Here is a 19641-nt window from a genome sequence, read left to right as displayed (position 1 = left end):
CTTCATAGCAATCAGCGACCGAGGCGATCGAGCGCGCGATTGAGCTTGTGCAAGCTTGGTTTGCCTCTTTTCTCGCGCCATTGCGGATTCTCATCTTGCTCTGCCGCGTCCTTTTCGCAGAGATCGCGGATCTCTTCGAGCTCTTCCTCGGTCAGGTGCTCGATGCCGACGAAATGATTGCGTGCGCCCTCCAAAGCGCGAATTAATTCGTCGAGCTTGGCCTGGATCGCCGCGCCATCGCGGTTCTGAGTATTCTGAATCAGGAAGACCATCAGGAAGGTGACGATGGTCGTCCCGGTATTGATGACCAGCTGCCACGTATCCGAAAAGCCGAAGACCGGACCGCTGACCGCCCAGCCGATGATGACGAAGCAACAAAGCGCAAAAGTCACCGGGCGGCCGGTCAATCGGGCTATGGCATTGGCGAATTTTGTGAACAACCTAGAAACGGTCTGAGATGCAGCCATGACAACCTCCCGAAGTCGCAAAAAAAACCGACCAACAGGCCGTTTCGTTGCCCTCCGACCAAGCACGGTTTCGTGAACGTCGGCCTTGCTCCGCTTGTAGCGTTACGGCGGCGCGTGGTAATAGTTGTTCGCATTCTGTTCCGAGCAATTCCCAGGAGTATTCGTGAGCCGACGCGCCGGTAGTGCCGATTTACCGCTGCATAATGGCCGGGTCCCAGCTTGGCTCGGCCAGCGCATGACCAAGCTGGGCGCCATAATCACCGAGGCGATCATCCATCATTATGGGCGCGACGAATTCCTGCGCCGGCTGTCGCATCCCTTCTGGTTCCAATCCTTCGGTGCCGTCATGGGGATGGATTGGCATTCCTCCGGTATCACCACCAGTGTCATCGGCGCCTTGAAGCGTGGTTTGACGCCGCTCTCCCATGAGCTCGGCCTTCACGTCTGCGGCGGGCGGGGCAGTCATTCACGTCAGACGCCGCAGGAACTGATGGCGGTTGGTGACCGCGTCGGCCTCGATGGCGGTGCGCTTGCCAAAGCGAGCCGCCTGATCGCTAAAGTCGACAGTGCCGCCGTGCAGGACGGGTTCGATCTTTATCTGCATGGCTTCATCGTCGCCGATGACGGCAAATGGGTGGTGGTGCAGCAGGGCATGAATGGCGGCAGCCGTCTGGCCCGCCGCTATCACTGGCTGTCGGAGGAACTCAAGAGCTTCGTCGACGCGCCACACGCGGCGATCGATGGCCGCAACCAGGGTGAGATCGTCAACCTCACCGATCACCGCGCCGAAGCTTCACGCCGCGGCCAGCTGACGCTGCTCCACGATCTGGGTCCGGACCGGCTATTGAATGAGATATCCGCCTTAAGAGGCAAGGCGCCCGCATCTCCGGCCCAGCCCTTGTTACCGCATCTCGTCATGCCGGCACACCATGATGTCCGCCCGAAGGATGTCATGCTGCGGCGGCTGCACGGCGCGCTGGCCGCTGCCGCCGAAGCCGGTCCGGCGGATTTCGCCGACCTGCTGATGGTGCCTGGCGTCGGCGCTCGGACGATTCATTCTTTGGCCATGGTATCGGAGGTGATTCACGGCACGCCTTGCCGCTTCGCCGATCCGGCTCGCTTCTCTCTCGCCCATGGCGGCAAGGACCGGCACCCCTATCCGGTGCCAAGCTTGGTCTATGACAAGACCATCGATGTGCTGAAATCCGCCATCACCGCCGCCAAGCTGGGCAATGATGAAAGACTCGACGCGATCCGGCGGTTGGACGCCCAGGCCCGGCGCCTGGAACGCAGTGCAACCGGCCCCTCGCTATCGGCATTCATCGGTGAAGAACGTCATCGCTCCGCGGAGTATGGCGGCCGCAGCGTCTTCGGCTGGGAGCCACCGCCGGCGGCGAAAGCCAAGTCGCAGTGAGGATCACCGTTAAGCAGCACCGCATTTAGCGCGGCATCGCTCGTCCCTTCATTTTGTATAAACCGGCAGCGGCGTTCCTTTTTGGCCCGCCGTATTATCCGGCAGCGGGGGCGCCTTCCGGTCCTTATCATTCGTATGATCCGGCAGAGGCATTCCTTTCCTGTTGTGAGAGTGGTCGGCGCAGCCGGCGGAGACCAAAAGCGCGCCGACAAGCGCCAGCGCGAGTGCCCTGCATTTCATCTGGATCCTCCCTCTTCTGCCTCATGAATTGCCGGTTCCAAGCATGGAGAACCTGGAGCGCGGCCAAGTGTTCCTGGCCGCTGCAACGCTGCCGGCACCTCATGCGAAGATGGGTGATATGGCTCAATTCTCCGGATAATCCGTGGCCAGGCTCAGCTCGCGCCATTGCTCGATCTCCGTCAGGCTACTGCGCAGCTTCTTCGTTACCGCATCGATGCCGAAGGCGCCGAGCACCAGATGGCGCGGCGGATTTTCGCTTTGCGTGACCTTGATCATCGCCTCGCCCGCGCGAACGGGATCGCCCGGCTGCTTGCCGCTGCCGGCGGTCGTGTTTTTCAGACGCGCACCGGCGGTTTCGGCATAATCGGCAATCCGGTTCGGCGTCTGTTTCAAGGATCGTCCGGCCCAGTCGGTGCGGAACGGCCCCGGCTCGACACAGGTCACCTTGATCCCGAGCGGCGCACCCTCCGCCGCCAGGGCATCGGACCAGCCTTCGACCGCATGTTTGCTGGCGGCATAATAACCTGAACCGGGAAAGCCGACGATGCCGGCGACGGAGGTAATGTTGATCACATGCCCACCGCGCTGCTGACGCATGAAGGGCAGGATGGCGCGCGTCAACGCGAAGAGGCCGAAGACATTGGCATCGAATTGCGCGCGAATTTCCGCCTCCTCGCCTTCTTCGACTGTCGCCTGATAGCCATAACCGGCATTGTTCACCAGGACATCGACGCGACCGAAACGTGCCTGCGCGGCCTTGGCCGCCGCTTGCACTTGATCGGGTTTCGTCACATCAAGATCCAACGCCAGCGTCGCATCGGCATGACCCTTGACCAGCGTTGCAAGCCGGCTCTTGTCGCGGGCGGTGACAACGGCGCGCCAACCGCGGGCGATGACGAGTTGTGCAAGTTCGTGACCGAAGCCCGTGGAGCATCCGGTGATGAACCAAACGGGAGAGCTTTGTGTCGTCATGGACGTTCTTTCGCAACCTGTTGCTGGGAGATACGGAGACGGCAGGGTGAGGCTAAGACATAGCCGATATATCGAGGAGTATCAGCGATCCGCCTTCACTTATGAAGACTGCGCGGCCCTCATGACCGATTTTTGAAGAAGCGCTATGATAATTCGCTGTCGGACGCAGTGTCATCAGCGGGCCGCGGAACAATGATCGTGATGCGGTCAACCGACCGGCGAATGACAGCGCGCGCCGGCCCACCACGCTCGAATCGCAGCGGTAGCCGCCGGCGCCGTTGGGCATATTCAAAGACGCGCAATCGCCTCCCGGCTCATGCCGAGCAGGCTTGGTGCCGGCCGGCTGGAGCCTGAGCGACGCGCGCTGCGTCAATATGTGGTCTCTTTGCTTCGACGGAACTGGCTAATAACCGCCGCCACCCATGCCGCCGCCCGACATGCCACCACCCGACATGCCGCCGGCACCACCGGGGGTTCCGGTCGTTCCGCCGGTCGTTCCACCGGTAGTTCCGCCGTTCTGGCCTTGTTTATCCGTCGAGGATTTGTGGGTGCAGCCGCCGGCGGCCAAGAGTGCGCAGAGGACTACCGGCACGATCGATTTCAGTCTCATCTGTTCTCTCCATCATGGATATTGAACGGAGGAACCCGGTGGCAACTGTTCCTGCGGCCATTCGGCCGCCGGCCTCGCCGCCGGAACGCCGATTAATTATAGCGACGGCTTCCTGGCCGGAAGTTTGCAAAGAGAACATCTGCTTCACGATATTAGTCATCGGCAGACCGCCTTGGCGCAACGTCCTAGTGATGCGCCTTCAGCCGGTTGCGATGTGCGGCCTGCTTGGCGCGATTGCCACAGATCGCCATGCTGCACCACCGGCGCGCCCGGCCCCGGGTGCGATCGACAAACAGCAAGGTGCAGGCGGGCCCCTCGCAGGCCTTCACATCCGGGAAATCCGTCGTGCAGACCAATTGCGCCAGAGCTTCGCCAATCGGCAGCAATAAGGATTCCGGCGTTCGCCACCGGCGCATCGTCAGGAGCTCAAGCTTTGCCGCGCCGTCTTGTTGCGCCGGCACGATCTGGCGGAAAGTCTCCTCGCGCTCCAATAGCCGGTTTAGCGGCTCCAGTTCGTGGAGATGCTTTACCGCCAACGGATGGCCTTTATGAGCCGTGACGAAGCTTCTAAACCATTCGCGCAGATTGCGGGCCTGATCGGCCACTTTATCGAGTTCCCCGGGCAGGGCTTGTGCTCTGAGCGTTTCCAGCGCCTCCCTGGGGACGAGATGCGCCTGCTCCAGCCAGCGCAGTAATCCTTCTCCGTCATCGATCCAGTCAACAACCTTATCCACCGGCGTGGCGATGGAATTCAGAAAATCGAGGCCGAGCGCGTCGGCAACAAACATGGCTGGGGAATGATGATCAACCATCTGATCCTCGAGAGAATAAGTCCTCTTTAGGATATATAACCTTCAAAAACGCATTAATCAAGTTACATTAGAGAAGGAAAAGTTCCAGGCCCCTCCCCTTTGCATCCCTCGCATTTGCCAATTTTTCTTCAAATATATCGGGTCCGTGTAAATTTTTTTGTAACCTTGAAAAAAGCATTTGACGGGTTACGTAGAGGGCGAGATAACCGTTTAAATAAGTTTTAGCAGGTTACTACACAAGGAGACGCATCATGACGACAACCCGTTACCGGACCGCCAATGTCGAGGGTTTCAAGCTTTTCTATCGCGAAGCCGGGACTGTCGGCGCACCGAAGCTCTTACTGCTTCACGGCTTCCCCAGCGCCGGTCACATGTTCCGCGATCTGATCCCGCTATTGGCGGATCGCTTCCATATCGTTGCTCCCGACCTGCCGGGTTTCGGCCAGTCCGATATGCCGGCGCGCGACAAGTTCGCCTACACCTTCGACAATCTTGCGAAAGTGATCGACCGCTTCACCGAGGTGATCGGTTTTGACCGCTTCGCTGTCTATGTTTTCGATTACGGCGCGCCGACTGGTTTCCGGCTTGCGATGCAGCATCCTGAGCGTGTCACGGCGATCATTTCTCAAAACGGCAACGCCTATGAGGAAGGCCTCAGCAATGGCTGGGACCCCATCCGCGCTTACTGGCAGGATCCTGCCCAGGCGAACCGCGACGCCTTGCGCGCCTTGCTGACGCCGGAAACGACACGCTGGCAATATACCCACGGCGTCGCCGATCAAAGCGCCGTCTCACCGGACGGCCAGTCGCTCGACAACTTCTATCTGGCCCGTCCCGGTGCCGACCAGGTACAGCTCGATCTGTTCGGCGATTACAAGAGCAACGTCGCCCTCTACCCGGGCTTTCAAAAGTATTTCCGCACGCACCAGCCGCGATTTCTCGCGGTTTGGGGCAAGAACGATCCGTTCTTCCTGCCGCCGGGCGCCGAGGCATTCAAACGCGACATACCGAATGCCGTCATTCGCTTCTTCGACACAGGGCATTTCGCACTTGAGACTCACGCCGAAGAAATCGCCGCGGCGATCGGGGATTTCCTGACGCACTGAGCTTGCGATCGACAAGTCTCATTCTCCAACATCCGCTATCCGGAGGATATTATGCGCGCTATCGTTCTCGAAAAATTCGGTGGGTTGGACAGCCTTATCTACAAAGACATTCCGAAGCCGGAGCCTAAGGCGGGCCATGTCGTCATCCGCATCAAGGCGTTCGGCATCAACCATGCCGAAATGCATATGCGACGCGGCGAATGGGCCGAAGCGGCCGAGGTCAGCGGCATCGAATGCGTCGGCATCGTCGAGTCGTGCCCGGGCGGTGAGTTTCCGGTAGGCGCCAAGGTCGCGGCCCTGATGGGCGGCCTCGGCCGCACCATCAATGGCAGCTATGCCGAATATACCCGCGCTCCTGTCTCCAATGTCGCCTTGATCGAAGCGGACCTGCCCTGGGCCGAGCTCGCCGCGATCCCTGAAACCTATGCGACCGCCTGGACCTGCCTGTTCCGCAATCTGGAGCTCAAAGGCGGGCAGTTGCTGGTCATTCGGGGCGCGACCTCCTCCTTCGGTCAGGCCGCGCTCAAGATGGCCGTCAATGCCGGCGCGCGGGTGATTGCGACAACCCGCAACAGGGATCGTTTCGCCATGCTGGAAAAACTCGGTGCCGAGCGTTGCGAGATCGAACGGCCCGACCTCTCGAAGCATATCGCCGAAGCGAAGCAGATCGATGCAGTACTCGATTTGGTCGGCAATACCGTCGTGCTCGACTCGCTCACCATGCTCCGGCGCGGCGGCCGCTCATGCCTCGCCGGCTGGCTGGGCGGCCTTGATCCGATCCCCGACTTCAATCCGCTGCTGCAAATGGCGAGCGGGGTCTATCTGACCTTCTTCGGCAGCTTCGTCTTCGGCACGCCGGGCTTCCCGCTTTCCGATGTCCCTTTGCAGCAGATTGCGGCGGATGCCGCAGCCGGCAAGCTCGACGTGAAGCCGGTTCGGATCTTCCGCTTTGACGAAGTCCGTGAGGCGCACCGCGTGATGGAAGCCAATGAGGCTCGCGGAAAGATGGTCGTGGTCCACGACTGATCCCTGAAATGTTCCCCGGCAGGAAGCAGGCCTGGGCTGCTTCCCGCAGGCTTTTTTTGCAAGAATTTCTTTCCTCTTGACGATGCCATCAGCATGGATGCGGCGGGCAATCATTTGCCTTGGATAGTTGGCGTGGCGGCATTCCTCAGGTCGTGGTCACGACCCGCACGGGTCCGCGCCGGTTCAGGACATCAACCACCACCTGTGCGCCCGACCGGCGCAGGGTGACATCGGTGGCGCCGTCATTGAGGACAAGATTGCGGATCGTCACCTGGCTGAGAAAGTCGGGCAGGACCGGTTCCTCGAAGGTGATGTGATCCTTTTCCGGATCGAAGCCGAGTCCGAGGCAGGATTGCAAGATGAACAAAGGCGCTCCCGCCGCCCAGGCCTGGGGGGAGCAGGCGACCGGATAGAAAGTCGGCCCGCGTGTATTCTGGCGGGCGAAGCCGCAAAAGAGTTCCGGCAGCCGGCGAAGATCGATATAGGTCGCTGCAGCAAACAGCCCCTCTAGGATGCGCGCCGCCTCGCGCTTGAAACCGTAACGGGCAAGACCAACGGCGATCAAGGCATTGTCATGCGGCCAGACCGAGCCGTTGTGATAGCTCATCGGATTATAGCGTGCTTCCGTGGTGGCGATGGTCCGCACGCCCCAGCCGGAAAAAGAGGTAGGCTGCATGAGCGCTTTTGCGATTGCGGCGGCGCGCTTCGGCAAGGCGATCCCCGTGAGCAAAGCATGGCCGGCATTCGAGGAAAGCACCCGGCATGGCCGTTTCTCGCCATCCAAGGCCAGCACATAGCTGCCCAATTCTTCGTCGAAAAAGGCTGCATCGAACGCCCCGCGCAGCACGTCCGACCGCCTTGCCAGCGCCTCGGCACGCGCCGGCTCGCCAACAGCGCGCGCGATGGCCGCGGCGGCCTGTAACGCGCCATAGGCATAAGCCTGGACTTCCGCGAGGGCGATCGGCCCCTTCGCCAACGTGCCGTCAGCATGGAAGATCGAATCGTGGCTATCCTTCCAGCCCTGATTGATCAGTCCCTCATCGGTGCGGCGGCCATATTCAAGAAAGCCGTCACCGTCGCGGTCTCCATACCGCTCCATCCAGGACAGCGCCGCCTCAATATTCGGCCATAAGCGGCGCAGCAACCCGGTATCGCCCGTGCGCTTCAGATAGGCGCCCGCAAGCATGATGAAGAGCGGCGTCGCATCGATACTGCCGTAATAGCGGCGAAACGGCACCTCCTTCAGTTCCGCCATCTCACCATAACGCACTTCATGCAATATCTTCCCGGGCTCGGCATCGGCCGCCGCGTCGAAATCGGTCGCCTGGTTGGCGGCCAGATGAGATAGCACGCCGCAGGCGACGGCCGGGTCCAGCCAAAGCATTTCCAGCGCCGTAATCAGCGCATCGCGTCCGAAGACAGTGCTGAACCACGGAATGCCGGCATAAGGATAAGGCCCGTCAGGCGTGTCGGTGATCAGCATGTAGAGATCGGACACCGAGCGGCGTGCGGCTTCGTTGAAGATGTCGTTCGAGGTGCTGACCGTGGCGGCGCGCGACGCCGACGCACGCAGCGACCGGCACGAGGCCCTGATCGCCCGGCCGAAATTACGGCGCAAGGACCCGTCCCTGGCGGCGTCACAGGCGATCTCCATCGCCACCGTCTTGGCCTGCCGCGGCGCCAGATCGAGCAGGAAGGCCGCATGTCCCGTCGAGATCTCTTGCGGCACGGGATCGAAGCGCAAATTCGTCATGCGCCGGCGGTTATCCAGCCCGAGATAGGCAAGTGTGACACGGTCAGTTCCAATCTCAGGATTCAACATCCGGCCGTGCCGCTCGCGCTGCGTACCGCGCACCTCGAAAAGATCGGCGAAATCGGCGGCAAAAGCGATCTCGATCCTGACGCGCCTCGGGCGGTTGTCATAGTTGCGAACCGCCAGCCGCTCATAGCATGCGCCATTCCATAAGAAGCGGGAACGGCGCAGATGCAGAACATCATGTTCCAGCACCAGCTTGCCATCGGCATCAAACAGATCCGGATTCGTAAGATCACAGGTCAGCGTCGCATTATCATCGCGCAACGTGGATGACAGAAGAAGCGGCCGTTTCCCCTCGATCGTCAAATAAAGGTGGGAAAGATAGCGCGTGTCGCGATGGAAAATTCCTTCCGGGCTGCCCGGCCCGGAGAGTGCGTCGCCATTGTGGTCGAAGACGGCGAAAGTATCGGCGTGCTTTAGTGTGCGCGGCCGCCGCTCCTGCGAGGAGGCGGAAGCGGGAATAAAGAACTGGGCGACGGGCGTGCCCAGATAGGGCGGCGTCGGCGGCTGTGCGCCAGCATCGGCACTCATCTGGCTCATGCTCTACTCCTCATGGTCTAGTGCTACGCATCCAGCTACGACAGCAGATGTGGGACCGAGCTGTTGGCTAAGCCACAACCTGCAAGCCCGGGCCTTTGCCCTTCAATGCTGTGGTGCGCACAGTCTCGCGGCGGCCAGTCTCCCGCAGACCCGGCAGATTGCGATAGATGCTAAGATAATCGAGCGCCATGCGCTCCACTGTGAAGCGTTTCGAAAATGTAGCGCGAACTTCACGCCGGTCGAGGCGCTCAAGCTTACCGACCGCGGCCACGGCCTCTTCCAGCGTATCCACGATGAAGCCGGTGACGCCGTCATCAATCACCTCCGGTACCGAGCCGTTGCGAAAGGCGACGACCGGCGTCCCGCAGGCGATCGCCTCGATCATGACCAGGCCGAAGGGTTCGGGCCAGTCGATCGGGAACAGGAGCGCACGGGCATTGCCAAGGAAGTCGGCTTTCTGGTGTTCATTGATTTCGCCGACGAATTCGACATTCGGATGGCGCGCCACCATTGGGCCGATCAGCTCATTCCAATAAGCCTGGTCCGCCTGGTCGACCTTCGCGGCGATCTTCAGTTTCAGCCCGGCGCGCACGGCGAGCTCTATAGCGCGATCGGGGCGTTTCTCCGGGGAGATGCGGCCAAGAAAGGCAAGGTAATCGCCCTTTGGGCTTGCCGTAAAGGGCAGCAGATCCTCCGGCAGGCCGTGATAGACGGTGCCCGCCCAATTTACCTTCGGCATGGGCCGGCGCTGTGCATTGGAGATCGAGACAAGCGGGTAGTCGGGCAAAGCGGAATAGAAGGGCGCGAGGTCCGGCAGATCGAGGCGACCGTGTAGCGTCGTTATCATCCTGTCAGAAAACGCCGCCGCCATGGGATAATGCAGGAAGTCGATATGGAAATGCAGAACGTCGAATTCGTCGGCACGGCGCCGAACTTCTTCAAGCATCCGCATGTGATAGGGTACCGGATCGCGGACCAGCGGACTCAGCCGCAAGGCGGTCTCGCAACAAGCGACCAGTTCGGCACGTGTTTTGGAATCGCCGCTCGCGAACAACGTCACATCATGACCCTGCCGGACGAGTTCTTCGGTCAGGTAAGAAACGATACGTTCAGTGCCGCCGTAGAGCCGGGGCGGGCAACTTTCCGCGAGTGGGGCGATCTGGGCAATTTTCATCGGCAAAAGCTCCTCGGTTGAGCGAAGCATCGACAATGAATGCGCATTGGAGAGGTCGGGCCACCCCAATAAAGCCCACTCGCACAAAAGTGACCTGCCGCTAGGAGCGCGGACGTGGCATGGCTCGACTACGGGAGCTCTGCGACCGTTACCTTACCGGCAAGGCCACCGCCGCCGCATCTGCCTCGCCAGCGACTGTCGCGACGAAGCCGCCACTGGAAATGCGGGGCAGTGGGGACCCTTCCTCCTCCAATGCGATGACGTTGAACAGGCGGGACTCCCGCGTATATCGAGTTAGGAAGCGCGCCCATATGGTTCAAGATATCCGGACTCCAGCGGGCGATTCGAAACGGGTTCGAACAGGCATCGGAAAGCTTTCGGCCATGCGGACAGGGGGGCGCCGGCCCTTGCTCTCGAACCGCGCCCAAGGCAAAGTCAAAAATAGTCGGGAAATTTGTAGAAATTGGAGCGGGCGAAGGGATTCGAACCCTCGACCCCAACCTTGGCAAGGTTGTGCTCTACCCCTGAGCTACGCCCGCGCTCCGTGCGGCGCGACCTGGATGGCAACCGATGGGTTTCGCTGGCTGCCCGGTCAGCGCGGCGCATATTACCCATCGCCTGATCATTTGCAAGTACCAAATTTCAGCCGATTTTCCGGGACTTAGCAAAATCGAGTCGGTGCCGGCGGAGGAGAATGCAAACCGGCCATGCCGGTTTGCGGTCGGGCGCAAGGATGATTATAACGACCGCGAAGAATTGCGCCGGGCCGTGTGGTCCGGCCAGCGTGATCAGCAAGGAGATGTGCGATGAGCGAAAGCCAGGCCGCCGCACCCGGGAAGGACGCACGGAACCCGCAGGCCGATGGCACAGAGGCGCCCGCTTTGCCGACCTCGGCGGAGCAATTGCTCGCTCGGCTCAATGATCTTGGCATCGTCAGCCGCACGGTGGACCATGCCGCGGTCTTCACGGTCGATGAGGCCAAGAACCTGCGCGGCGAATTGCCCGGCGGCCATATCAAGAACCTGTTCCTTCGCAACAAGAAGGAGGAGATGTGGCTGGTTGTCGTCGAGGAAGACAAGCGCGTCGATCTCAAGACGCTGGGCGAACAATTGGGCGCTGGCAAGCTCAGCTTTGGCAGTGCCGACCGGCTGATGACCTATCTCGGCGTCCTGCCGGGCGCGGTGACGCCGTTCTCGATTATCAACGACAAGGAGAATAAAGTGCGGGTGGTGCTGGATGAGGATCTGCTGACCCGCGATCCGGTCAATTGCCATCCGCTGGTCAATACCAAGACCACGGCGCTGTCGCCCGCGGATCTGCTGCGCTTCCTGGAAGCGGAGGGACACAAACCGCAACTGATGCGCTTCGCCTGACCGGGCAGCCCTCGCGGCTCCAAGTGGGCGCTTATGACATTTGCGACACCGGCAGATGCCATGCCGGCGACGCGGCCCGGAACCGCGGGTGTGAACGCTTGATCGTTCCGCGGTTACGCGCCATCTAATAGGCCTATCGGAATTTGTATTCGGGGATTGTCTCCCCTTCATGTTGGATCTTTGCCGGAGTTGATTGAATGGACCAGTTGATTGGTAGCGGCAAGCCGGCCGCTGGCGATGTAGTCAAGGACAGCGATACTGCCCGCTTCAAGACCGATGTCATCGATGCCTCGATGCAGGTGCCGGTGATTGTCGATTTCTGGGCCCCCTGGTGCGGTCCCTGCAAGCAGCTCGGTCCGGTGATCGAAAAGGCGGTGCAGGAAGCCAAGGGCGCGGTCCGCCTGGTCAAGATCAATGTCGATGAAAATCAGGAACTGGCCGCGCAGATGCGCGTGCAGTCGATCCCGGCGGTCTATGCCTTCTTCCAGGGCCGGCCGGTGGACGGTTTTGTCGGCGCGCAGCCGGAAAGCCAGTTGAAGCAATTCGTCGCTCGCCTGGCCAAGATCGGCGGTGATGCGCTTGGCCCCTCGCCGGTCGATGAAGCGGTGGAACAGGCCGAAGCCGCGCTGGCGGCCGGCGATCATGGCGCTGCGAGCGCGATTTTCAGCGAGGTCCTCGAACACGACCCTGGCAATGCCAAGGCGATTGCCGGACTGCTGCGTTGCTTGCTCGCCATGAACGATCTGGCGGCGGCCAAGGAATTCCTTGAGGGACTGGAACCCGAGATCCTGAAAGACCCCGCCGTCGCCAGCGCCAAGGCGCAATTCGAACTGGCGGAACAGGGCCAAAAATCGGCCGGCAAGTTGCCGGAGCTGCAAGCCCGCATCGCCGCCAATCCGAAGGATTTCCAGGCGCGTTATGAACTGGCGGAGGCGCAATTCGCCGCCGGCCAGAAGGAAGAAGCGATCGATCACTTGCTGGAAATCGTGCGCATCGACCGTGCTTGGAACGATCAGGCGGCACGGCTGCAACTGGTGAAGTTCTTCGAGGCCATGGGCCCGACCGATCCGCTGACCTTGAGCGGTCGCCGGCGCCTATCTTCGATTCTGTTCTCATAACCGCTAAGCAGGTAACCCTACTCATATGCGTTCCGGCCCAACATCCCTCGGTCCTTTCGATCCCGGCTTCGATGAGCTGCCGGGATCGATCCCCTTATTCCCGTTGACCGAGGCGCTGCTCCTGCCGGGCGGTCGGTTGCCGCTGAACATCTTCGAGCCGCGCTATCTGGCGATGGTGCGGCAATCGCTGATGCATCCGGCGCGGCTGATCGGCATGGTTCAGCCGCTGCAGGCCGGCGCCGATCGCGATTTGAAATCGACAGCTGTGCCGCCGCTGCAGCAGGTCGGCTGCGCCGGCCGGATCGTCGCTTTCGAGGAAACTGAAGACGGCCGGTATATGATCACCTTGTCCGGTCTGGCGCGTTTCCGCATCACGCATGAGTTGCCGCGCCATGCCGAGGGCTTCCGTCAGGCGGCGATCGATTTCTCGCCCTATCATGAAGACATGATGGAGCGCGGCTTCGTGCTGGCCGATCGCGATCACTTCCTCGATCTCCTGAAGAGTTTTCTGGAGATGCGCCAGATGGGTGTCGACAAGCAGGCGCTGGCCGAGGCCGAAGACGAACATCTGGTGGTTTCATTGGCCATGCTTTGTCCCTTCACCGCGGCGGAAAAGCAAAGTCTGCTGGAATGCCCCGATCTCGATACCCTGGCCGATATGCTGACCGCCATGTTCGAGCTGGCCATCGCCACCCATGAACAACGCGACCGGCCATTGCATTGACAGCCGTTGCCCTGATATCGGCGCATTGACGACCGGAGGACACCCATGAACGATCAGCCCATATCCGGCGACGAACCCGGCCCTGGTTACGAACCGCGGCCTGGCGTCGATCGCAAATTGTTGGAAATCCTGGTCTGCCCCTTGACCAAAGGGCCGCTGATCTATGATGCCGCGCGCCAGGAATTGATCAGCAAACAAGCGGGTCTTGCTTATCCGATCCGTGACGGCATCCCCATCATGCTGGTCGATGAAGCACGGTCGCTGAACGACGAGGATTTCCTGAAATGACCGAAGGCCGACCGGCGGATCAGAACGGCAATGCCGGCGCCGTCCACTGGCCTTTGGAAATCCGCCTGCTGAAAGCGGAAAAGATCCTCGAAGTCGCTTTCGATAATGGCGTCACCTTCCGCTATCCGGCGGAATTCCTGCGGGTCGAAAGCCCCTCCGCCGAAGTTCAGGGTCACGGGCCTGGGCAGAAGACCCTGGTCGCCGGACGTCGCCATGTCGGCATCATGGGACTGGAGCCGGTCGGTCATTACGCCGTGCGCATCCAGTTCGACGACATGCACGATACCGGCATCTTCTCCTGGCGCTATCTCTATGAGATCGGCGAGAAGCAGGATGAGTTATGGGCGCGCTATCTCGAGGACCTGGCTGCCAAGGGCCTCAGCCGCGATCCGCGCTGATCGACCCGTTATCCGTCACTGATTGCTTCATAAGCGAAGGGCATGAGCTGCGTCGATTCACGGCTCGGATGCATCTGCCAGGCAGCACGCTGCGCCGTGGCGGCGGCCACCACCTCAGCCGGTGCCTGCTGCCGGGCACTGTCGAGATCGGCTTTGGCGGCGAGGATGCCGCTATCAACGGCAAGATCGAGATAGCAGATCCCCTCGCTGAAACTCTCGTCATCATCACCATGTTCGGCAAGCAGCGTGCCATAAGGATGGAAGGCACCGGCATAGCCTTGCGCCGCCGCCTGGCCCAGCCAATCGGCTCCTGCATCGAGATCACGCGGCAGGATACGCCCCTCAACGAGCAACTGCCCCAGCCGGCATTGCGCCTGGCCGTAGCCGGCTTCGGCCGCCTGACGCAATTTCGTCAGGCCGCCCGCGACATTCTTCGGCACCAACTGGCCCTGCACTTCCAACCAACCTAATTCGTCCAGGGCCACGACCGCGCCCTGTTGGGCCCCGGCGCGCAGCAGGCGCAGGCCTTCTTCGTTATTGTTCGGCACGCCCATGCCCCAGAGGGTCATTAAAGCAAGATGCGCCAAAGCGCGATCGTCGCCCCAGGCCGCCAGACGCGAGAAGCAATGCAAGGCATTGGCATAGCCGGCCTCGTCGCCGACCGCCATGGCAAGGCGCGACATGCGGAACATCGCCTCGGTGCCTGGCCTGACCTGTTGCCGCGGATTGACCGGCGGCGTTTCTTCGAGGCGGATCAGGGCATCGGCATCCTGCTCCATCGCCCGGCAATGATAGGTGGCGGTCAGCGCGAAATCGCGCTTGGTGCCGATCGCCAGTTCATAGAGCAATCCCAGCAGATAGGACGCTGCCGCATTGCCGGCTTCAGACGCTGCTTGCAAAGCCGGTATCAAGGCCGGCAGATCGGGGCGATCCAGGACATCTAACGTCAGGGTGCGCGGCAGTGCAGCATCATTCGTCACCGGAAACTCCCATCAGAAACTGATCATAGTTTTGGACGATACGATGGGCGCCTGCCTCGCGCAGCTGCGCGCCGTGACCGGGGCCGCAATGCCGGCCGCCGATGAAGCCGATTGCCGTCATGCCGGCCGCCCGCGCCCCCGTGACACCAGCCACGCTGTCCTCGACCACCACACAATCCGCTGGCGCCACTTGCATCTGCGCTGCGGCATGCAGGAAAAGGTCTGGCGCCGGTTTGCCATTGCGCACCATCGTCGCGCTGAAGATATGCGGCGTCAAATCATCGTAAAGACCGACGAGACCCAGGCAATGGCGCAGCCGCTCGGGATCGCTCGACGAGGCGACGCAGCGTCGGCCCGGGAGGCGCGTCAATACCTCCCGGATGCCCGGCACGACATCCAGCCGTGCGGTGAAAGCGTCCAGCAGCCGGCATTTGACCTCGCCCATGATTTCAGCGCTTGGACGCCGGCCGTATTCGCGCTCCAGCACGATGAGTGATGACGCCGTACTGATACCCAGTAACAGTCGCCGCACATCATCCGCCGTCATGGGAAAGCCATGCTCGCTCAAGACTTCGGCCTCGACCTCGCAAGCGATCCATTCGCTATCAATCAACACACCGTCGCAGTCGAAAATGATGAGGCCCGCCAGATGGGGCGTGGCCGCCAGATCCGCTTTGGTCATTAAATTCGTCTCACTGTCACAGGGGCTTGCCGCGCACCAGTTTCGGCAGGTCGCCGACCAGCCCCATGGCGTGACGCATCGCCAGCCGCTTGGCCGGCTTCAGCTTGTTGAACAGGGCAAAACCAAGATCGCGCGCCAGGCGCAAAGGGGGCAGATCATTGGAGAAGAGCCGCGTCAGCCCATCCGTGACGCCGACCAGAAGCAGATTGTCGAAACGACGCCAGCGGGCATAACGCTCCAGCACCAGAGGCGAGCCGATATCCTGGCCGAGCCGCCTGGCATCGACCAATACTTCGGCCAGCGCGGCGACATCGCGTATCCCCAGATTGAAGCCCTGGCCGGCGATGGGATGAATGCCATGCGCTGCATCGCCCACCAGCACCATCCGGTCGGCGAGATATTTCTCCGCCACCAGCAGTTTCAGCGGATAAGAGAAGCGCGGCCCCAAAGGTCGTACACGACCAAGGGTCAGACCGAAGCGCCGCTCGATCTCAGCGCCAAAAGCATCATCATCGAGTGCCAGCAACATCGGCACCAGGCGCGGATCCTCCGTCCAGACGATCGACGACCGATGCCGGACATGTCCCTCGTCATCGCGATCATCGGTCATCGGCAACATGGCGAAAGGCCCGGCCGGCAGGAAATGTTCATGGGCGACGCCATGATGCGGCTTTTCATGCACCACCGTGCAGACGATGGCGCTTTGCCGGTAATCGGATTCGCTGATGCCGATGCCGGCGAAACCGCGCAAGGCCGATTGGCGGCCATCCGCCGCAACCACCAGCGCTGCTCCGATCCGCCGGCCGTCATGCAGGCTGACCTGGGCGCGTTCCGCATCCAGCTTGAACGACATAGCGGTAGCGGGCGCGATATGGCTCACATTCGGGCAAGCTTTCAACCGCTCGAACAAAGCAACGCGGCTGATCCGGTTTTCCACGATATAGCCGAAAGGTGGCGCCTCGCCTGATTGCGCGGCCGTGCCATCTTCCGCGAGATCGCGGTGGCTGTAATGCACGAAGAAAGGAGAAACCCCGCCCGGCCGCCTGGCATCGCGCTGATCGCCACCGCCATCGGTGACGCGAATGTCGAGGATCGGCTGCGCCTGATCCTTCAGCAAATCCCAGACGCCGATCGCCTTCAGCACCTGTTGCGAGCCATAGGCGATGGCGGAGGAACGGCCGTCGTAACCGCGATCGGTCAGCGCCGGCGCCGGTTCCGCTTCGATCAAGGCGGTCTTGATACCGTGCTCGCTGCAGGCGATCGCCAGTGACATGCCGACCATGCCACCGCCGATAATGGCGAGGTCAACGCGAAGCGGCGGCGTCGCTGTCGCGGCAGTATCTTCGGAAACCAGATGAAACGGCCGCTCGGCAGCCGGGCCGCGGGGAGAATCTATGTCGGTCATGGCGCTAAACTGCCCCCGGCAGTTCCGCTTGTCCAGCCGTCACAACGTCACGGCTCGCTCCCTTTCACATTACTCCTCGATGAGGTCGTCGACCTCGCCATCGCTGCTCGCACCGATGACCTGCCGCGCTAGGCCGCTGGAAAAGCCGGCCCGGGCCATGGCGGCGAGATCCTTCTGTCGGTTTTCTGACCGGCTCGCCGGATCAGACCGGAACGGGCCGAGGCGGCGGCGGCGGGCGAAGGCAGTGGCTGCTTCCAGTTCCGGATTGTCAAATTCCTGCGCCATGCGAGCGAACGCCGCCGAGGCCGTCGCGGAGTCGATCCCTTTGCCGGCGAGGTTGTGCAGGATCTTGGCCCGCGACCCGCCGCGCCGGATCATTGCCCGGGCCTTGGCTTCGGCAAGGTTGCGGTCATTCAGCACGCCCTGCGCCGCTAGGCTGGCCAGGATCGGCGGCAAGGCCGCCAGCAGGGGCGCGGGATCGTCGCCATGCGCCGCGGCGGAGGCGCGGATTTTGCGCGTCATGACCTGATCGAGCCGCTTGGTCGAGGCCACGAAGCGGTCGAGGTAATTGAGCACGGCCTCACGCAGATTGGCCGGGGTGAGGCGCTGCGGTTTGCGTTTTTCTGTCATACGGTTGTCGTCATGCTGATCCCGAAGTCTTCCTCCGTAGCTTGCCAAGGCCTGTCCGGTGGCTGGGGAAGCCATGCGCCGGCCGGCCTTGCCAGTCAATCCCACCGCCAGTATTTTCTCGCCATGCAAAACAGCACGCAGCCTGGCGGCCTTTCATCCGCCCCCTTCTCCAACCCGACCCTGCCCCGTCTCGCCCCGCGCGCCTATGGCGGCTTCAACTGGATCGGCTTCGGCACGCTCTATGCCAAGGAGGTCCGCCGCTTCATTGCCGTCGGCACCCAGACGATCCTGGCGCCGATGGTGACGACCTTGCTGTTCCTGGCGGTCTTCGTGCTGGCGCTCGGTCATTCCGTGGATCAGGTCGGCGGCCAGCCTTATATCCTGTTTCTGGTGCCTGGCCTGATCATGATGGCGATGACCCAGAACGCCTTCGCCAATACCTCCTCCTCGCTGATGATCGCCAAGGTCCAGGGCAATATCGTCGATCTCCTGATGCCGCCGCTCTCGCCGCTGGAACAAACCATCGGCGTTGCGGCGGGCGGCCTGACCCGCGGCCTCGCCGTCGGCCTCGCGACCGGCCTTGCCATGTGGATTTTCGTGCCGATCACCATCGCCCATCCGCTGTTCGCCTTGTTCCACGGGGTGATGGCCAGCCTGCTGCTGGCTTTGATCGGCATGCTGGCCGGTATCTGGGCAGAAAAGTTCGATCATATGGCGGCGGTGACCAATTTCGTCATCACGCCGCTTTCCTTCCTATCCGGCACCTTCTATTCCACCGAGCGCCTGTCGCCGGCATGGAAAGCCGTCGCCCATGTCAATCCGTTCTTCTACATGATCGACGGTTTCCGCTATGGCTTCATCGGCCATGCCGATGGCTCCCTGGCAGCCGGTATCGCAATCCTCTGCGTCAGCAACCTGGTGCTACTGGTCCTGGTGCATCGCTGCTTTGCCCGCGGCTACAAGCTGAAGGCATGAAACCCTTTCCGCCCTCGTCCGCGCGGCAAGCCGGAATTGGCCCATTGCAGCCGCGTCGTTTCGGGCTGGTTAACTGGATCGGCCTCGGTGCCCTGACGGGACGGCAGATCCGCGGCGGCTTGGCCGACTATCACTATCAGGTCCTGGGGCCGGTCGTGTCCTGCCTGCTCTATCTGACGATTTTCCATCTGGCGATCTCGACGATGCGAGGCAATGCCGGCGGCGATCTGCTGGCCTTCATCGCCCCGGGCCTGATCATCTATGCCGCCTGCGAGAAAGCCTACGAAGCTTCCGCGGCGACCCTCATCCTGGACAAGCATGAGCGGGTGATCTTCGACCAGTTGATGGCGCCGGTGACTGCCTTCGAGCGCAGCCTGGCCTATTGCATCGGCCCGGCGATCTGCGGCCTCGCCGTCGGCCTGGCGGTGGCGGTGATGTCGCTGGTCTTCGCCCCACTGCGCCCGCACGATCCGCTGGCGCTCATCTTCTTTGCTGTGGCCGGCACGATCATGCATGGGCTGATCGGCACCCTAGTCGGCGTCTGGGCGCAGAAATGGGATCAATATGCAGCGATCATGACTTTCATGCTGCTGCCGCTTTCATTCCTATCCGGGGTGTTCTACCGCATCGCGGATCTGCCGGAACTGGCGCAGCAAGTCATCCGCTTCAATCCGATCTTTTATGTGATCGACGGCTTTCGCCATGGCCTGACCGGCGAAGGAACCGATCTCGGCCTCGCCGTCTCGGTGGTTGCAATCGTGGACCTGGTTCTGTTCCTATGGGTCTATATCTGGTTCAGGACCGGATATCGGCTGAAACCCTGATGGGGTAGCTTTCCGGCAAATGTTCCTGGTTTTAAGGAAGTTAAGATTAAGAATCATACGATTTCAT

Annotated in this window: 20 protein-coding genes and 1 tRNA gene; 10 read left to right on the top strand and 11 right to left on the bottom strand. The window is 61.5% G+C overall.

Annotated elements, in window-relative coordinates; all coding sequences use genetic code 11:
- Positions 1–11 precede the first annotated feature (11 nt).
- Positions 12–467, bottom strand: coding sequence for a low affinity iron permease family protein (locus tag SMD27_RS05300; protein ID WP_320507274.1), 456 nt, complete (start codon positions 465–467; stop codon positions 12–14).
- A gap of 163 nt (positions 468–630) precedes the next feature.
- On the opposite strand from SMD27_RS05300, the gene SMD27_RS05295 reads away from it, so the two are divergent.
- Positions 631–1881, top strand: a complete 1251-nt coding sequence (locus SMD27_RS05295; protein ID WP_320507273.1) for a DUF763 domain-containing protein — start codon at positions 631–633, stop codon at positions 1879–1881.
- Between the two features lie 363 nt (positions 1882–2244).
- On the opposite strand, the gene SMD27_RS05290 is transcribed toward SMD27_RS05295, so the two are convergent.
- The 3 genes from SMD27_RS05290 to SMD27_RS05280 form a co-directional block, all read right to left on the bottom strand.
- Positions 2245–3093, bottom strand: coding sequence for an oxidoreductase (locus SMD27_RS05290; protein ID WP_320507272.1), 849 nt, complete (start codon positions 3091–3093; stop codon positions 2245–2247).
- 403 nt (positions 3094–3496) lie between these two features.
- The gene (locus SMD27_RS05285) at positions 3497–3703 is read right to left on the bottom strand and encodes a hypothetical protein (protein ID WP_320507271.1); all 207 of its coding nucleotides are present in this window, start codon (positions 3701–3703) and stop codon (positions 3497–3499) included.
- 185 nt (positions 3704–3888) lie between these two features.
- Positions 3889–4515: a CGNR zinc finger domain-containing protein gene (locus SMD27_RS05280; RefSeq protein WP_320507270.1), complete on the bottom strand. Its 627-nt coding sequence runs from the start codon at positions 4513–4515 to the stop codon at positions 3889–3891.
- A gap of 251 nt (positions 4516–4766) precedes the next feature.
- Here SMD27_RS05280 and SMD27_RS05275 point away from each other — a divergent pair, with 251 nt between their 5' ends.
- Together SMD27_RS05275 and SMD27_RS05270 are read left to right on the top strand one after the other, a co-directional pair.
- The gene (locus SMD27_RS05275; protein ID WP_320507269.1) at positions 4767–5621 is read left to right on the top strand and encodes an alpha/beta fold hydrolase; all 855 of its coding nucleotides are present in this window, start codon (positions 4767–4769) and stop codon (positions 5619–5621) included.
- A gap of 51 nt (positions 5622–5672) precedes the next feature.
- Entirely contained in the window at positions 5673–6647 is a 975-nt protein-coding gene (locus tag SMD27_RS05270) for a zinc-binding alcohol dehydrogenase family protein (RefSeq protein WP_320507268.1), read from the top strand.
- A 145-nt stretch (positions 6648–6792) separates the two neighbouring features.
- Here SMD27_RS05270 and SMD27_RS05265 read toward each other — a convergent pair whose 3' ends face one another.
- The 3 genes from SMD27_RS05265 to SMD27_RS05255 form a co-directional block, all read right to left on the bottom strand.
- Positions 6793–9003 carry an amylo-alpha-1,6-glucosidase gene (locus SMD27_RS05265; protein WP_320507267.1) on the bottom strand — a complete coding sequence of 737 codons (2211 nt, stop codon included), beginning with the start codon at positions 9001–9003 and terminating at the stop codon, positions 6793–6795.
- A gap of 67 nt (positions 9004–9070) precedes the next feature.
- Positions 9071–10177: a glycosyltransferase family 4 protein gene (locus tag SMD27_RS05260; protein WP_320507266.1), complete on the bottom strand. Its 1107-nt coding sequence runs from the start codon at positions 10175–10177 to the stop codon at positions 9071–9073.
- Positions 10178–10641: 464 nt separating this feature from the next.
- A tRNA-Gly gene (locus SMD27_RS05255) sits at positions 10642–10716 on the bottom strand.
- A gap of 267 nt (positions 10717–10983) precedes the next feature.
- Between SMD27_RS05255 and SMD27_RS05250 the strand changes: the two genes are divergently transcribed.
- From SMD27_RS05250 to SMD27_RS05230, 5 genes are all read left to right on the top strand, one after another.
- The gene (locus SMD27_RS05250) at positions 10984–11550 is read left to right on the top strand and encodes a prolyl-tRNA synthetase associated domain-containing protein (protein WP_320507265.1); all 567 of its coding nucleotides are present in this window, start codon (positions 10984–10986) and stop codon (positions 11548–11550) included.
- A gap of 197 nt (positions 11551–11747) precedes the next feature.
- Complete coding sequence (gene trxA, locus SMD27_RS05245) at positions 11748–12668, top strand: thioredoxin (protein WP_320507264.1); 921 nt, start codon at positions 11748–11750, stop codon at positions 12666–12668.
- Positions 12669–12693: 25 nt separating this feature from the next.
- Positions 12694–13392, top strand: a complete 699-nt coding sequence (locus tag SMD27_RS05240; protein ID WP_320507263.1) for an LON peptidase substrate-binding domain-containing protein — start codon at positions 12694–12696, stop codon at positions 13390–13392.
- Positions 13393–13437: 45 nt separating this feature from the next.
- Positions 13438–13680, top strand: coding sequence for a Trm112 family protein (locus tag SMD27_RS05235; RefSeq protein ID WP_320507262.1), 243 nt, complete (start codon positions 13438–13440; stop codon positions 13678–13680).
- On the top strand, positions 13677–14078 hold the full coding sequence (locus SMD27_RS05230) for a DUF971 domain-containing protein (RefSeq protein ID WP_320507261.1): 402 nt from the start codon (positions 13677–13679) through the stop codon (positions 14076–14078). Before SMD27_RS05235 ends, SMD27_RS05230 begins: the two co-directional genes overlap by 4 nt.
- 8 nt (positions 14079–14086) lie before the next feature.
- Here the strand turns inward: SMD27_RS05230 and SMD27_RS05225 are convergent, their stop codons facing one another.
- From SMD27_RS05225 to SMD27_RS05210, 4 genes are all read right to left on the bottom strand, one after another.
- Positions 14087–15058 carry a tetratricopeptide repeat protein gene (locus tag SMD27_RS05225; protein WP_320507260.1) on the bottom strand — a complete coding sequence of 324 codons (972 nt, stop codon included), beginning with the start codon at positions 15056–15058 and terminating at the stop codon, positions 14087–14089.
- Positions 15048–15740 (bottom strand): HAD family hydrolase, encoded by a 693-nt coding sequence (locus tag SMD27_RS05220; protein WP_320507259.1) that lies wholly within the window; start codon positions 15738–15740, stop codon positions 15048–15050. The genes SMD27_RS05225 and SMD27_RS05220 overlap by 11 nt, the downstream gene beginning before the upstream one ends.
- Before the next feature lie 16 nt (positions 15741–15756).
- A complete protein-coding gene (locus tag SMD27_RS05215; protein WP_320507258.1) occupies positions 15757–17145 on the bottom strand; it encodes a UbiH/UbiF/VisC/COQ6 family ubiquinone biosynthesis hydroxylase in 1389 nt (462 codons plus the stop codon).
- Between the two features lie 69 nt (positions 17146–17214).
- Complete coding sequence (locus SMD27_RS05210) at positions 17215–17775, bottom strand: RecX family transcriptional regulator (protein ID WP_320507257.1); 561 nt, start codon at positions 17773–17775, stop codon at positions 17215–17217.
- Between the two features lie 12 nt (positions 17776–17787).
- Between SMD27_RS05210 and SMD27_RS05205 the strand changes: the two genes are divergently transcribed.
- Complete coding sequence (locus SMD27_RS05205; protein ID WP_320507256.1) at positions 17788–18750, top strand: ABC transporter permease; 963 nt, start codon at positions 17788–17790, stop codon at positions 18748–18750.
- Between the two features lie 44 nt (positions 18751–18794).
- Positions 18795–19574: an ABC transporter permease gene (locus tag SMD27_RS05200; RefSeq protein ID WP_320507255.1), complete on the top strand. Its 780-nt coding sequence runs from the start codon at positions 18795–18797 to the stop codon at positions 19572–19574.
- Positions 19575–19641: the final 67 nt, after the last annotated feature.

This window comes from Dongia soli, assembly GCF_034044715.1.
Lineage (GTDB): Bacteria > Pseudomonadota > Alphaproteobacteria > Dongiales > Dongiaceae > Dongia_B > Dongia_B soli.
This window is presented reverse-complemented; position numbering and strand designations above follow the sequence as displayed.